The sequence below is a fragment of the Flindersiella endophytica genome, assembly GCF_054779015.1.
Genome location: NZ_BAAGYY010000024.1, coordinates 499,529 through 512,644, shown reverse-complemented (window position 1 = coordinate 512,644; position 13,116 = coordinate 499,529). Strand labels below are relative to the sequence as shown.

14 protein-coding genes are annotated in these 13,116 nt (G+C 67.9%); 9 read left to right on the top strand and 5 right to left on the bottom strand.

What is annotated here, in order from left to right; all coding sequences use genetic code 11:
- Positions 1-1,092, top strand: coding sequence for a hypothetical protein (locus tag ACYVF6_RS30195; protein ID WP_460526018.1), 1,092 nt, complete (start codon positions 1-3; stop codon positions 1,090-1,092).
- Here the strand turns inward: ACYVF6_RS30195 and ACYVF6_RS30190 are convergent.
- Positions 1,071-1,607, bottom strand: a complete 537-nt coding sequence (locus ACYVF6_RS30190; protein ID WP_460526017.1) for a GNAT family N-acetyltransferase — start codon at positions 1,605-1,607, stop codon at positions 1,071-1,073. The genes ACYVF6_RS30195 and ACYVF6_RS30190 overlap by 22 nt on opposite strands.
- Positions 1,588-3,741, bottom strand: coding sequence for a glycogen debranching protein (gene glgX, locus ACYVF6_RS30185; RefSeq protein WP_460526016.1), 2,154 nt, complete (start codon positions 3,739-3,741; stop codon positions 1,588-1,590). Before glgX ends, ACYVF6_RS30190 begins: the two co-directional genes overlap by 20 nt.
- Positions 3,742-3,881: 140 nt before the next feature.
- Between glgX and ACYVF6_RS30180 the strand changes: the two genes are divergently transcribed.
- From ACYVF6_RS30180 to ACYVF6_RS30165, 4 genes are all read left to right on the top strand, one after another.
- Entirely contained in the window at positions 3,882-4,250 is a 369-nt protein-coding gene (locus tag ACYVF6_RS30180) for an SPW repeat protein (protein ID WP_460526015.1), read from the top strand.
- 198 nt (positions 4,251-4,448) lie between these two features.
- Positions 4,449-5,147, top strand: coding sequence for a TetR/AcrR family transcriptional regulator (locus tag ACYVF6_RS30175; RefSeq protein WP_460526014.1), 699 nt, complete (start codon positions 4,449-4,451; stop codon positions 5,145-5,147).
- A 43-nt stretch (positions 5,148-5,190) separates the two neighbouring features.
- Positions 5,191-5,697: a GNAT family N-acetyltransferase gene (locus tag ACYVF6_RS30170; RefSeq protein ID WP_460526013.1), complete on the top strand. Its 507-nt coding sequence runs from the start codon at positions 5,191-5,193 to the stop codon at positions 5,695-5,697.
- Between the two features lie 70 nt (positions 5,698-5,767).
- Positions 5,768-6,502 carry an SAM-dependent methyltransferase gene (locus ACYVF6_RS30165; RefSeq protein ID WP_460526012.1) on the top strand — a complete coding sequence of 245 codons (735 nt, stop codon included), beginning with the start codon at positions 5,768-5,770 and terminating at the stop codon, positions 6,500-6,502.
- On the opposite strand, the gene ACYVF6_RS30160 is transcribed toward ACYVF6_RS30165, so the two are convergent.
- From ACYVF6_RS30160 to ACYVF6_RS30150, 3 genes are all read right to left on the bottom strand, one after another.
- A complete protein-coding gene (locus ACYVF6_RS30160) occupies positions 6,499-7,584 on the bottom strand; it encodes an S-(hydroxymethyl)mycothiol dehydrogenase (RefSeq protein WP_460526011.1) in 1,086 nt (361 codons plus the stop codon). The genes ACYVF6_RS30165 and ACYVF6_RS30160 overlap by 4 nt on opposite strands.
- A 99-nt stretch (positions 7,585-7,683) precedes the next feature.
- A complete protein-coding gene (locus ACYVF6_RS30155) occupies positions 7,684-9,258 on the bottom strand; it encodes an MDR family MFS transporter (RefSeq protein WP_460526010.1) in 1,575 nt (524 codons plus the stop codon).
- Positions 9,224-9,739: a MarR family winged helix-turn-helix transcriptional regulator gene (locus tag ACYVF6_RS30150; RefSeq protein WP_460526009.1), complete on the bottom strand. Its 516-nt coding sequence runs from the start codon at positions 9,737-9,739 to the stop codon at positions 9,224-9,226. Before ACYVF6_RS30150 ends, ACYVF6_RS30155 begins: the two co-directional genes overlap by 35 nt.
- Positions 9,740-9,986: 247 nt before the next feature.
- Between ACYVF6_RS30150 and ACYVF6_RS30145 the strand changes: the two genes are divergently transcribed.
- The 4 genes from ACYVF6_RS30145 to ACYVF6_RS30130 all read left to right on the top strand — a co-directional run bounded on the left by ACYVF6_RS30145 (position 9,987) and on the right by ACYVF6_RS30130 (position 13,116).
- On the top strand, positions 9,987-10,772 hold the full coding sequence (locus ACYVF6_RS30145; protein WP_460526008.1) for an enoyl-CoA hydratase/isomerase family protein: 786 nt from the start codon (positions 9,987-9,989) through the stop codon (positions 10,770-10,772).
- A 1-nt stretch (position 10,773) separates the two neighbouring features.
- Positions 10,774-11,733: a class I SAM-dependent methyltransferase gene (locus tag ACYVF6_RS30140; RefSeq protein WP_460526007.1), complete on the top strand. Its 960-nt coding sequence runs from the start codon at positions 10,774-10,776 to the stop codon at positions 11,731-11,733.
- Positions 11,734-11,960: 227 nt separating this feature from the next.
- Positions 11,961-12,161 carry a cold-shock protein gene (locus ACYVF6_RS30135; RefSeq protein WP_460526006.1) on the top strand — a complete coding sequence of 67 codons (201 nt, stop codon included), beginning with the start codon at positions 11,961-11,963 and terminating at the stop codon, positions 12,159-12,161.
- Positions 12,162-12,348: 187 nt separating this feature from the next.
- The gene (locus ACYVF6_RS30130; protein ID WP_460526005.1) at positions 12,349-13,116 is read left to right on the top strand and encodes an acyltransferase; all 768 of its coding nucleotides are present in this window, start codon (positions 12,349-12,351) and stop codon (positions 13,114-13,116) included.

Genomic DNA, 13,116 nt, shown 5'->3' with positions numbered 1-13,116 from the left:
ATGCTCAACCGCTGGCTGCTGGCCGTTCCGCTGGCGCTGGCCGGCTTCGTCGTGGTGCCGTTGGGCCGCGCTTGGTTGTGGGCGGGCGGCAGGGGTGAACCCTGGTCGTTGTCCGAGCTGGTGCTCAGGTCCCTGCCGCTGTACGCGATCGTCGCCGGGCTGCTGTTCGTGGTGCGCCGGAGTCCGCGCTACTGGGCACGGCTCACGTTCCTGGTCAGTGTGCTGTGGGCGGTCGTCGGCCTGGCGGCCGGACTGCCGTTGGTGTGGAGCGTCGCGTCCGTCGTGCTCGCGTGGTGGCTCGTGCACCTGGCCGCGAGGGTGCTCACCCGGCAGCTGGACGAGGAGCTCGCGGCCAGCGGGCTCACCGTACACGTGAAGTCGCGGACCTCCAGGCTGCGCGTGGAGATCGGCAGAGACCGGGTACGGCTGGTCGGCATGGCCGGACCGGCCGAGCCACCGGCGGCGCTGCGGCTCGCGATTCCCTTCACCCGGTTGGCATTCGTCGAGGCGGGGACGCTGGCCTCGCAGCGCACCGGCGCGACCTGGAAGCTGCCGAACCACGCGAACGTCAAGCTGGCCAACGGTCCGGCGATCCGGATCGCCGGACCCGGACAGGAATGGCTGGTGCCGGTCGACGAACCGGGCGAGCTGGCCGCGTTCATCCGCGAGCGGGCAAGCCGGGCACGGATGGCGAGTCCTGGCACGGATCCCGGCCTGCCGGACCCTTCCGTCGACGAACGCCGGCGTGCCCGCGTCCTGCTCGAACGGCAGAACGACCGGGTCAGCAAGAACATCCGGGCCTATGCCGGCGGATCCCACCACTCGTACCTCGTCGCCGCGTTCCTGGTCAGCCCCGCGGCCGTCGCGGCGGCACTGCACTCCGGCATCGCGCCGTCCGGGCGGGTGCTGGGGTTCCTGCTGTTCGGCGCGTTGGCAGCCGGCGCGGGCTGGTACTGGTGGCGGCTGGAACGCGCGGTGCGGTTGTTCGAGGAGTGGCCGCGCTCGAGCGACGAGCCGTCGCAGACGATCCCGGACGAGGCGGCCACGCCGGTCAGTGGCTGGTCGTCCGCTTATCCCAGCGGCATGGCGTAGCGGATCTCGCGCAGCTCGACCGTGCCGTTGTGGTCGGTCTTGGCCTGGCCGTCGGGCTTCCAGCCGTGCTTCTCGTAGAACCGCCGGGCGCGGGTGTTGGTCTCCAGCACCCACAGCACCGCGTCGTGGTAGCCCATCGCCCGCAGGCCGTCGATGCCGGCCTGGAACAGCGACGCCGCGATGCCCTTTCCCCACGCGTCGGGACGCAGGTTGATGACGTAGAGCTCGCCGGTGGTCTCGGGCACGGTGTCGCCGTCGCCGCCGGAACGGTACGCGCCGAACTCCGTGAAGCCATACAGCTCGCCGGCCTCGTCGTCGACCGCTATCAGGCAGGGATTGGCGGCCAGCTCCAGCCGCTCCCGCCGGCGTTCGGCTCTCGCCTCCATGTCGTCGGACAGGCCGGCCAGGAAGTCCGCGGGCAGCTGGCCCGCGTAACCCGCTTGCCAGGCAGCGATGTGCACCTCGGCAACCCGGCGGGCGTCCCCGACCCGCGCCTCACGAACTCGCAGCACCATGGGGCTCATCATGTCCCGGCACGCGTTCGGCCCGCAACAGCACAACCGATCGCGCCGGAAGCACGATCCGGTCCAGTGCGCGGAAGCGGTCACCCTCGACTTCGAAGCTGGTGTCGAGCACGCGGCTGTAGGCGAGCGCCCACGGCGGCCCGGGCAACGTGGCGGTGATGGGTTCGGGGTCGGCGTTCAGCCAGAGCAGGAACGAGTCGTCGCTGAGCTCCTGGTTCCCCCCGGCCTCGATGCTGTACTCGCCGGTGTGCTCGCCGACCAGGAACATGCCGAGCGTACGACGCCACGGGTCGTGCCACGCCTCCGCGTCGAGCGGAGTGCCCGCCGCGGTGAACCAGCCGACGTCGATGTGCCGCCCGCTGTCGAACGCGCCGGTGAAGAAGTGGCCCCGGCGCAGCACGGGGTGCTCGCGGCGCAGCCGCAACAACTCCTTGACGAAGTCGCGCAGCTCGAGCCAGTCGCGGCCGCCCTCCCAGTCGGTCCACGAGATCTCGTTGTCCTGGCAGAAGGCGTTGTTGTTGCCGCCCTGCGTCCGGCCACGCTCGTCGCCGGCCAGCAGCATCGGTACGCCGATCGAGAGCAGGAGCGTCGCCAGCAGGTTGCGGGCCTGCCGCCGGCGCAGGGCCAGCACCAGGGGATCGTCGGTTTCGCCTTCCTCACCGCAGTTCCACGAGCGGTTGTCGTCGGTGCCGTCGCGGTTCTGCTCGCGGTTGGCCTCGTTGTGCTTGTGGTCGTACGACACGAGGTCGCGCAGGGTGAAGCCGTCGTGGCAGGTGACGAAGTTGACCGACGAGAACGGCCGCCGCCCGCCGCGGCCGAACAGGTCGCTGGAGCCCGACAACCGGAACCCCAGGTCGGCCAGGCCGCTGCTCATGCCGCGCCAGAAGTCGCGTACGTCGTCGCGGTATTTGCCGTTCCACTCCGACCACGGTGCCGGGAAGGCGCCGGCCTGGTAGCCGTCGAGTCCGATGTCCCACGGCTCGGCGATCAGTTTCACCTTCGACAGCACGGGATCCTGGCCGATCGCCACCAGAACCGGCGTGACCATGTCGATCTGGAGCTCGCGGTCGCGTGCGAACGTCGTCGCGAGGTCGAACCGGAAGCCGTCGACGCCCATCTCCTCGACCCAGTAACGCAGCGAGTCGAGCGTCAGCCGGACGGCCTGGGGGTGGGAGAGGTTGACGGTGTTGCCTGTTCCGGTGGTGTTGACGTAGCGCCGGCCGCCGTCGAGCAGGCGGTAGTAGGCCGCGTTGTGGATGCCGCGGTACGACACGGTCGGGCCGAACTCGTTGTGCTCGCAGGTGTGGTTGTAGACCACGTCGAGCACGACCTCGACTCCGGCGGCGTGGAACGCGCGCACCATCGCCTGGAACTCGCGTACCTGCTCGCCGTGGCTGCCACTGGCGGAGTAGGCCGCGTGCGGTGCGAAGAAGCCGAGCGTGTTGTAGCCCCAGTAGTTGGTCAGGCCGTTGCCGCGCAACCAGGTCTCGGACAGGAAGTGGTGGATCGGCAGCAGCTCGATCGTCGTGACGCCGAGGTCGGCCAGGTCGTCGACGACCGCCGGATGCGCCAGGCCGGCGTAGGTCCCGCGCAGCTCGGGCGGCACCTTCGGATGGCGCATGGTGTGACCGCGCGGGTGCAGTTCGTACAGGACCGTGTGGTCCCACGGCACGCGCGGGCGCGGATGGTCGCCGATCGGCTCCGGCGCGACGACGACCGACTTCGGAACGTACCCGGCGGAGTCGCGATAGTCGGGCATCGTGTCGTTGCCGGTCGACAGGGCGTACCCGAAGATCGCCTCGTTGTCGACGAGATCTCCGGTGATCGCCCGGGCGTAGGGGTCGACCAGCAGCTTCGACGGGTTGAACCGGTGTCCGGTCTGCGGGTCCCAGGAGCCGAACGCGCGGAAGCCGTACTCCTGTCCGGGACCGACGCCGGGGAGGTAGCCGTGCCAGACGCCGTGCAGCCGGTCCGGCAGGTCGTGCCGGGTCTGGTTGCCGGCCTGGTCGAACAGGCATACCTCGACACGGTCGGCCGCGGGCGCCCACAGCGCGAACGTGGTGCCCGAGCCGTCGTACGTCGCACCCTGCGGCGGGACACCGGCCGGGCTGGTCGGGGTATGCATCGGGCCATCCTTTCGTACGGGCGTGCTTCGAGCCAAAGGACCGGCCGTGGACCGTCTTCGGATCATGTTGACCGGCCGGTCAATCAGAGCAATACTGGAGTGGTTCGGCCACACTGACCGAGCACGTCAGAGGAGGTGCAATGGAACCCCGCAAATGGGTCCGCTGGCAGGACTGGGTGGCTCTCGTCGTTGGTCTGGTCATCGCGCTGACCCCGCTGTGGTTCGACCCGGGCGACGCCCTCCAGATCTGGACGATGGTCATCGTCGGCGGGCTGCTCGCGCTGTCCGGGCTCTGGTCGCTGGCCATGCCCGGCGCCGTTCTCAGCGAATGGACCCACGCGATCCTCGGCATCCTGGCGTTCGTCGCACCGTGGGTCGTGTCGTACTACGACCAGGCCGGCGCAGCGTGGACCTCGTGGGCCGGTGGTCTGATCGCGGTCGTGGTCGGCCTGTGGGCCGTCAGGATGATGCCCTCGACATCTGGAACGGCGACACCGACGACGCCGTGACCCGGGCCGCTTCGCGGCCCTAGGCCGCGCCTGGCAAATATCGCCTGACTCGCGACGCCCCGCATCCACGCTGACGGCACCGCGAACCTTGCGAGTATGCCCAACACGAGCTTCGGCCCGCGGCACCGCCAGCGCGGCGCGGATACGCCGCGAGCTTTACCACCGCTATTTGCCAGACACGACCTAGACTCAGCAGTCATGAAGAGCACCAAGCAGCCGTCTGGACCCGGCCGGCGTCCCGGCCGGGTACGGGCGGCTGCTGGTCGCGCGGCCGACGCCGTCGCCCGCACCCGGCGCACACCCGACCCGGTCGACTCCCGGCGGCGCATCCTCGACGCGGCGGAGGAGCTGATCGCCGAGAACGGCCTCGACGCGACGCCGACCGCCCGGATCGCGAAGCAGGCCGGCGTGCCGAAAGGGCTCGTCTTCCACTACTTCCCGACCAAGATCGACTTGCTGACGGCGCTGGTGTCCGAGCGTACGAACGCCGCCGCCCTGTCGGAGGGTGAGCTGGAGGTCGTCGACGGCGACGTCGCGGCGACACTGGTGCGGCTGGCGGAGCGGGTGCGGCAGGGGGAGCACGCGTCGGAGCGGATGCGGCGGATCGTGTTCCGGGAGGCGGAGACGCATCCCGAGGTGCGCGCGTTCGTCAACGGTGTCTTCACCGAGGCGGTGCGGTTGACCCGGCTGGCGCTGGACCTCGCGTTGAGCAAGCAGCCGGAAGTCGACGAGGCGCGGAAGAACACCGTGGCGGAGGCGTTCGCGGCGCTGCTGCTGCACGAGGCGAACATGACGCCGCTGACAGGTGCGGCACTCGACCTGGAAGCGATCACCCGCATCTTCGCCGACGGCATCCGCGCCGTTGTGCCGCGGATGGGACCTGCTGTTCTGACGTAGCTGACGTAACACGTCGGCAACATCGCGTGGGGAAAATGGGGCCGTGCCTGTTTCCCCAGCGATCAGACCCGCGACACTCTCCGACCTGACAGTGGTCGAGCAGATCTACGCGCACCACGTGCGCACCGGCACAGCGACGTTCGAGCTGAAGCCTCCGTCGCTGCCGGAGCTGGAGAAGCGGTACCAGACCGTCGTCGACCGCGGGCTGCCGTATCTGGTGGCCGAGGTCTCCGGTGCGGTGGTCGGCTATGCGTACTGCGGTGCCTACCGGCCGCGACCTGCGTACCGGCACACCGTCGAGGACTCGGTCTATCTTTCGCCTGCCGCTCAGGGGCGCGGTCTGGGCGGCGCGCTGCTGCGGGCGCTGATCGACGAGTGCGTACGTGGTGGTGAGGTGCGGCAGATCATCGGCGTGATCGCGGAGCCTGGGGGCACGGCGTCGCTGGCGTTGCATCGTAAGTGCGGCTTCACCGAGGTGGGGCGGCTGTCGGCGGTGGGCTTCAAGTTCGGGCAGTGGCTCGACACGGTCTTCACACAGCGCTCGCTGTAAATCGCTTGCCTCGTGTGTTGCCTTCCGGCGAGGATTCCGCGCAACCCTTCCGTCGGAGTCAAGGAGCTGCATGAGCCTTCGCCACCACGAGATCGCCGAAGCCAACCACCGCATCCTCAACCCGTTCACCGAAGACAAGTTGATGCTGGTCGGCGAGGTCAGCCGGCTCTCGGAGGGGCAGCAGGTGCTGGATCTCGCGTGTGGCAAGGGCGAACTGCTCTGCCGGTACGCCGAGCGGTTCGGCACCGGCGGGCTCGGTGTCGACCTCAGCGAGGTGTTCCTGGCGGCGGCTGCTTCGCGGGCGTCCGAGCTGGGCGTGGCCGATCGCGTGCGGTTCCAGCAGGGCGACGCGGCCGAGCCGGTCGAGGGCACGTTCGATGTCGTCTCCTGCATCGGCGCGACCTGGATCGGTGGCGGGCTGGTGGGAACACTCGACCTGATGCTTCGGTCGTTGCGTCCGGGCGGGTTGTTGCTCGTGGGTGAGCCGTACTGGCTCTCGCCGCCGCCCGCCGAAGCCGAGGAGACGATGGGCTTTCCCGAGGACTCGTTTGTCTCGCTCGCCGGCACCCTTGATCGTTTCGAGACCGCGGGCGTCGAACTGGTCGAGATGGTGCTCGCCACGCCGGACAGCTGGGATCGGTACGTTGCCGCGCAGTGGTGGACGATCCACGAGTGGCTACGCGACAACGCCGGCGACCCGGAGGCGCCGGCGATGCGCGAGTTCCTCGTCCAGGCGCGGCGGTCACACCTGGCGTACCGGCGTGACTACCTCGGCTGGGGTGTGTTCGTGCTGCGCGCGGGCTAGAGCACGACGACCGAGCGGAGCACCTCGCCCTTGTGCATCTTCTCGAACGCGGCCTCGACGTCGCCGATGCCGATCTCCTCGCTCACGAAGGCGTCGAGCGGCAGCCGGCCCTGCCGGAACAGGTCGGTGTAGATCGGGAAGTCACGGCTTGGCAGGCAGTCGCCGTACCACGACGACTTCAGCGCGCCCCCGCGTCCGAACACGTCGAGCAGGGGAAGCTCGAGCTTCATCTCGGGCGTGGGCACGCCGACGAGTACGACCGTGCCGGCCAGATCCCTTCCGTAGAAGGCCTGCTTGTACGTCTCGGGCAACCCGATCGCCTCGATCGCGACGTCGACGCCGAAGCCACCGGTGAGCTCCTGGATCGTTTCGACCGCGTCCTTCTCGCGGGAGTTGACGACGTGGGTGGCACCGAACTGCTTGGCCCACTCGAGCTTCCGGTCGTCGATATCGACGCCGATGATGGTGGTCGCTCCGCCGAGCTTCGCGCCCGCGATCGCCGCGTTGCCGACGCCGCCACAGCCCCAGACCGCTACGGAGTCGCCGCGCTGGACGTTGCCGGTGTTGAGCGCCGCACCGAGGCCGGCCATCACTCCGCACCCGAGCAGCCCGGCCACTGTCGCCGGCGTACCGGCGTCGACCTTGGTGCACTGCCCGGCCGCGACCAGCGTCTTGTCCGCGAACGCGCCGATGCCGAGCGCGGGGGAGAGCTCTGTGCCGTCCTGGAGTGTCATCTTCTGGGTGGCGTTGTGGGTGGCGAAGCAGTACCACGGCTTGCCCTTCTGGCAGGCCCGGCACTGACCGCAGACCGCGCGCCAGTTGAGGATCACGAAGTCACCGGCCTCGACCTCGGTCACACCGTCGCCCACCGCCTCGACGATGCCGGCGGCCTCATGCCCGAGGAGGTACGGATAGTCGTCGCCGATGCCGCCCTGCTTGTAGTGCAGGTCGGTGTGGCAGACGCCGCACGCCTGGACGCGTACCAGCGCCTCGCCAGGGCCAGGGTCCGGCACCAGAATCGTGGTCAGCTCGACCGGCTCGCCCTTGGCTCGCGAAACGACCGCCTGTACTTCGTGCACCATCGCGCTCCCTCTCGCTGCTTCCCACCGCGTGAGTTTCCTACCCAGATCCAAGCAGCACACGGCCTGGCTGTGAAGGTTTTGGCCTACTTGGACGCGGCTCTAGCTGTGCTTGCGGAGCGGCACCTCGCGGACGATGAGCATGGCGACGAAGCCGAGCAGGATCATCGGGACGAGGACCAGGAAAACACGGTCCAGGCCCAGCGTGAAGCCGTCGCGGATGATGGAGCGGATCGGCTCCGGCAGCATCGCGATCTCGTCCGGGGTGCCGAGCTGCGACTTCAGCCCTTCCGTCGACGGGATCCTGATGCCGCGTTCGGCCAGCATGCGCGGGATCTCCGTCGTCAGCCGGGAGGCGATGATGGCTCCGAACAGGGCCACGCCTACCGCGCCGCCCATGGAGCGGAAGAACATCGACGACGACGTAGCGATCCCCAGGTCGCGACGCTCTACGTCGTTCTGTACGGCCAGGATCAGCACCTGCATCGTCAGGCCGAGGCCGGCGCCGAAGATCATCGTGTAGCCGCAGATCGCGCCCAGGCTCGTCGACGACGACATCGTCGACAGGAGGAACGCGCCCGTGCCCACCATCAGCATTCCGACGAGCGGGAAGACCTTCCACCGTCCCCACTTCGTGATCGCCTTGCCGGAGACGATCGAGATCAGCAGCATCGAGAAGACGAGCGGCAGCGTCAGCATCCCCGAGATCGTCGGGCTCTTGTCACGGACGACCTGGAGATACTGCGGGAAGTAGATCATGCCGCCGAACATCGCCGCGCCCATCGCGAGAGACGCGATTCCACTCAGGCAGAACGTACGGCTCCGGAACAGCCGGGGCGGGAGGATCGGGTCGGCCGCGCGGCGCTCGACCAGGACCGCGACCACCAAGCTCACAACGGTGAGGGTCACCAGCAGCACCGTCCACCACGAGGCCCAGGCGAACTCCTGGCCCGCCAGCGACAGCTGCAGCAGCAACGCGGACGCCGCCAGCGAGATGAACGTCGCGCCCAGCCAGTCGATCCGCGTACGGCGGTGGATGGCCGGCAGTTTCAGCGTCTTCTGCAGGACGACGAGCGCGATCACCGACACCGGTACGCCCACGTAGAAGCACCAGCGCCACCCCGGCCCGTCGACCAGGAAGCCGCCGATCAGCGGCCCGGCGACCGTCGCGGTGCCGAAGGAGGCGCCGAGGTAGCCGCCGTAACGGCCCCGCTCGCGCGGGCTCACGACGTCGCCGAGGATGGCCTGGGAGAGCGAGACGATGCCGCCGATGCCGATGCCCTGCAACGCGCGGGCCGAGATCAGCTGGCCCATGTTCTGCGACAACCCGGCGATGACGGACGCGACGACGAACGTCGTGACGCCGAGCTGCAACAACGGCTTGCGGCCGAAGATGTCGGAGAGCTTGCCCCACAACGGTGTCGAGACCGTCGTGGTCAGCAGCGTCGCGCTGGCGATCCAGGACAGCTGGTCCTGCCCGCCGAGGTCGCCGACGATGGTGGGCAGCGCCGTGCCGACGACGGTCTGGCCGAGCGCCGAGACGAAGAGGCAGAGTACGAGCGCGAGGACGATTTCGAGGATCTGCCGGTGGGTGAAGCGAGGCGAGGCGTCAATCAGGGGTTGCGAGACATCCGAGAGGGGTTCAGCTGATGAGCTCGTGTCCGTCTGCTGGGACATTCGGGGTCGAGACCTCCTTCTGGTCTGGGGTCTTCTGCTGGGTTGTGCCGGCCTCGCTGTCGGCAACGTTGAACGCGGCGAGCAGCCGCGCGAAGGTTTCCTGGTCTTCCGCGGGCCAGGCCGCCAGGAGTGCCTGGAGTTCCGCCCGCCGTTTCGTACGGACCGCGTCGACTCGATCGCGTCCGGTGGCGGTGAGCCGGATGAGCGACGCCCGGCCGTCGGACGGGTCGGGGATCCGGTCGATCAGGCCGAGCTCGGTCAGCGTGGTCAGCATCCGGCTGACCGTCGACTTGTCCAGGCCGAGTTGGCACGCGAGCGACTTCGCGCGCAGCGGGCCACCGTCGGCGACCCGGGCAAGCGCGGCGTAGGCGGAACCGTCGAGGCGGGCGTCCAGCTCACGGGCGGCTCGGTTGCCGCGGGTACGGGCTCTGCGTACGAGTGCGATGAGCTCCCGCTCCACCGCCTCGGCAGCCGCGTCCACGACACACCCTCCTGTCCACTCAGCAGTCGATCGCGCGCAAGCAGCCGCCGATAGCGGACAGCAACGACAGCGGGCCGCGGCGAAACTGAGCGCGATCGAATGCGGCATCGGCACTGCCCTGTCAGGCTGCCACGCCTAGTTGTGCGATGCAACTATCTGTCTCGGTTACTGGCCCGTAACCGATCCCGTTAGGCTCGCCCGTGCCGGTACTGGTCAGATCGCATCGTTCGGAAGGGGTGTTGCGCGGATGGAGTTCGTACGGCTCGAGGTCGAGGCCGGCGTGGGTACGATTCGCCTGGATCGACCGCCGATGAACGCGCTCAACGTGCAGGTGCAGGAGGAGTTCCGGGCGGCCGCGCAGGAGGCCACCGAACGGGACGACATCTCCGCGGTCGTCCTCTACGGCGGCGAGAAGGTGTTCGCGGCCGGCGCCGACATCAAGGAGATGGCCGGCATGTCCTATTCCGACATGGCGGTCCGCTCGCACGGCCTCACTTCCGCCTGGACGGCCGTCGCCACGATTCCGAAACCGGTCGTCGCCGCCGTCACGGGATACGCCCTTGGCGGCGGGTGTGAGCTCGCGCTCACTGCCGACCGGAGAATCGCCGCTTCGACGGCCAAATTCGGTCAACCTGAAATCAAGCTCGGTGTCATTCCGGGCGCCGGTGGAACCCAGCGGCTGGCCCGTTTGGTCGGCCCGTCGAGGGCCAAGGAACTGATATTCACCGGCCGCATGGTCGACGCGGAAGAAGCGCTGGCGATCGGTTTGGCCGACGAGATCGTTCCTGTCGAACCGGGCCAGGAAGGCGCTGTTTATGAACGCGCTGTTGCCTGGGCTGCACAATTCGCCGGTGGTCCGGCACAGGCCTTGCGCGCAGCGAAGGGCGCGATTGACAGTGGCCTCGAGACCGATATCGGCACCGGGCTGGAAATCGAACGGCAGGCCTTTTCCGCGCTGTTCGCGACCGAGGACCGAACGATCGGAATGACCGCGTTCGTGGAAAAGACAAAACCGGAATTCAAAGGGCGCTGACATGGCTGACACCGACGACCGTCCCAACCCGCACGCCAGCGCCGAAGAAGTGGAACAGGCGTGGAACGACACCAAGCTCGCGCAGGTGCTCTATCACGACTGGGAAGCCGGCACGTACGACGAGAAGTGGTCGATCTCGTACGACGAGCGGTGCATCGCCTACGCCAGGGACCGGTTCGTCGCCGTCGCCGGTGCCAGCGGATGGCCCCACGCTCGCAGTCTGGAAATCGGTTGTGGTACAGGCTTTTTCAGCCTGAACCTCAAGCTGGCGGGCGTCCTTTCTGAGGTGCACGTCACAGACCTGTCGCCGGGCATGGTCGAACAGGCCAAGCGCAACGGTCGCGAACTCGGCTTCGATGTAGAAGGACGAGTCGCGGACGCCGAAAGGTTGCCATACGACGACCAGACCTTCGACGTTGTGATAGGGCACGCCGTCATCCACCACATACCTGACGTCGAGGCCGCCTTCCGCGAGATGCTTCGGGTCCTGAAGCCAGGTGGCCGCTTCGTCATCTGTGGTGAGCCGACCAGATACGGAGACTTCGTGGCGCGCCGGTTGTCGCGTGCTACGTGGTGGTTGGCGACCCGTGCGTCGAAGCTTCCCGTATTGCGTGAAAGCTGGGCCAGGTCGGCGGAGGAACTCGGCGAATCGTCGCGTGCGGCCGCCCTCGAATCCGTTGTGGACCTGCACACTTTCGATCCGGACACGTTGCGCCGGATGGCGGTCCGAGCGGGGGCGAAGGACGTCAGAACCGTTACGGAGGAGTTGACCGCGGCCTGGTTCGGCTGGCCGGTCCGCACGTTCGAATGCGCGGTCAACCCCGAACGCCTCGGGTGGAACTGGGCGATGTTCGCGTACAGGGGCTGGCTGGCGCTGTCGGCGTTCGATCGGGTGCTGAAGCCCTTCGTCCCGGACGAGCTCTACTACAACGTCTCCATCACCGGGCAGGCAGTGCACTAACAGCGACTAAGGGCAAAGAAGTTGTTAACGGGCCATGGTCAAACGCGCCGTGCCATGGTAAGTTCACCCGCGGTCGTTCGTCGTTTCGACAAGGCGCGCGCGTGCACGCCCGCGGAGGACTCGACACGCGGGGGTGGCCCGGCGCCCGTCAGGTTACCCCGTAGCGACTCGGTGCTCGTGAGGTTCGAGCACTGCAACACCGCTCCTACCGAGGGGAACTGGAAAATATGGCGCAGGGAACCGTAAAGTGGTTCAACGCCGACAAGGGTTACGGCTTCATTTCCGTTGATGGCGGACAGGACGTCTTCGTCCACTACTCGGCTATCCAGTCCGACGGTTACCGGACGCTCGACGAGGCCCAGCGGGTCGAGTTCGAGGTCGTGCAGGGACCGAAGGGCCCACAGGCTGAGAACGTTCGCAAGGTCTGACAACAGTCTTTAGACGGTTGAAGAGTTATCCGGCAGCCCCGTAGCCGGCTAGCTCTTCGACGCAAGGGTCGCACCTTAATACGTACGCCGAACAAACAAGGACCCGCGGGCATTGCCCGCGGGTCCTTGCGTTTCCTCAAACCCCTCCGACAGGCCCGTCATGCGGGACGCTCTAGGGTTCTTGTCCATGGTGCGCTGGATGCGTTGGGTAATCAAACACCGAGCTTGGACGCCTTACTACATCGTTCGATTGTGGCGTTATTGCTGGTTCCGTGTTCGATATCCGAACGTCATTACGGAGGGTTTCGTATTTCTGGGTAAGCACGTGCGGGCGAGCGTCCGTAGCGGTTACGGACGGTTGATCATCGGGCGCTGGGTTCACCTCGGTGACGGAACTCGGTTGTTCGCGCACGAGGGCACGCTCCGTATCGGAGACAAGGCCGTGTTCGGGTCGGAGGTGACGGTCACGTGCTACCTGGATGTGGAGATCGGCGGGTCGACGTTGGTCGCCGACTGGGTCTACATCTCGGACTTCGACCATGTGACGACGGACCTGAAGCAGCCGATCAAGGATCAGGGTCTGGTGAAGTCGCCGGTGCGGGTCGGGCGGGACTGCTGGCTCGGCATCCGGTCGACGGTGCTGCGTGGGGCAAGGGTCGGCACGGGGGTGGTGGTGGGGGCGCACTCGGTGGTTCGGGGGGAGGTGCCCGACGAGGTGATCGTGGCTGGCGTGCCCGCGAAGCCGGTGAAGGATCGGCGGGAGGCGTATGAGGCCGATGGGGATCGGCGGGCGTATCTCGAGGGGTTGGCGCGGGGTGCGGAGGCGGACGCCCAGCGGGCGCGGCGGGCGGGCGGGTCTGGTGGGTCTGTTGGGTCTGTTGGGTCTGTTGGGTCTGGTGGCTTCGATGGGCCTGGTCGGGCTGATGCGGCAACCCGCCGTGAGACAGCATCTTGA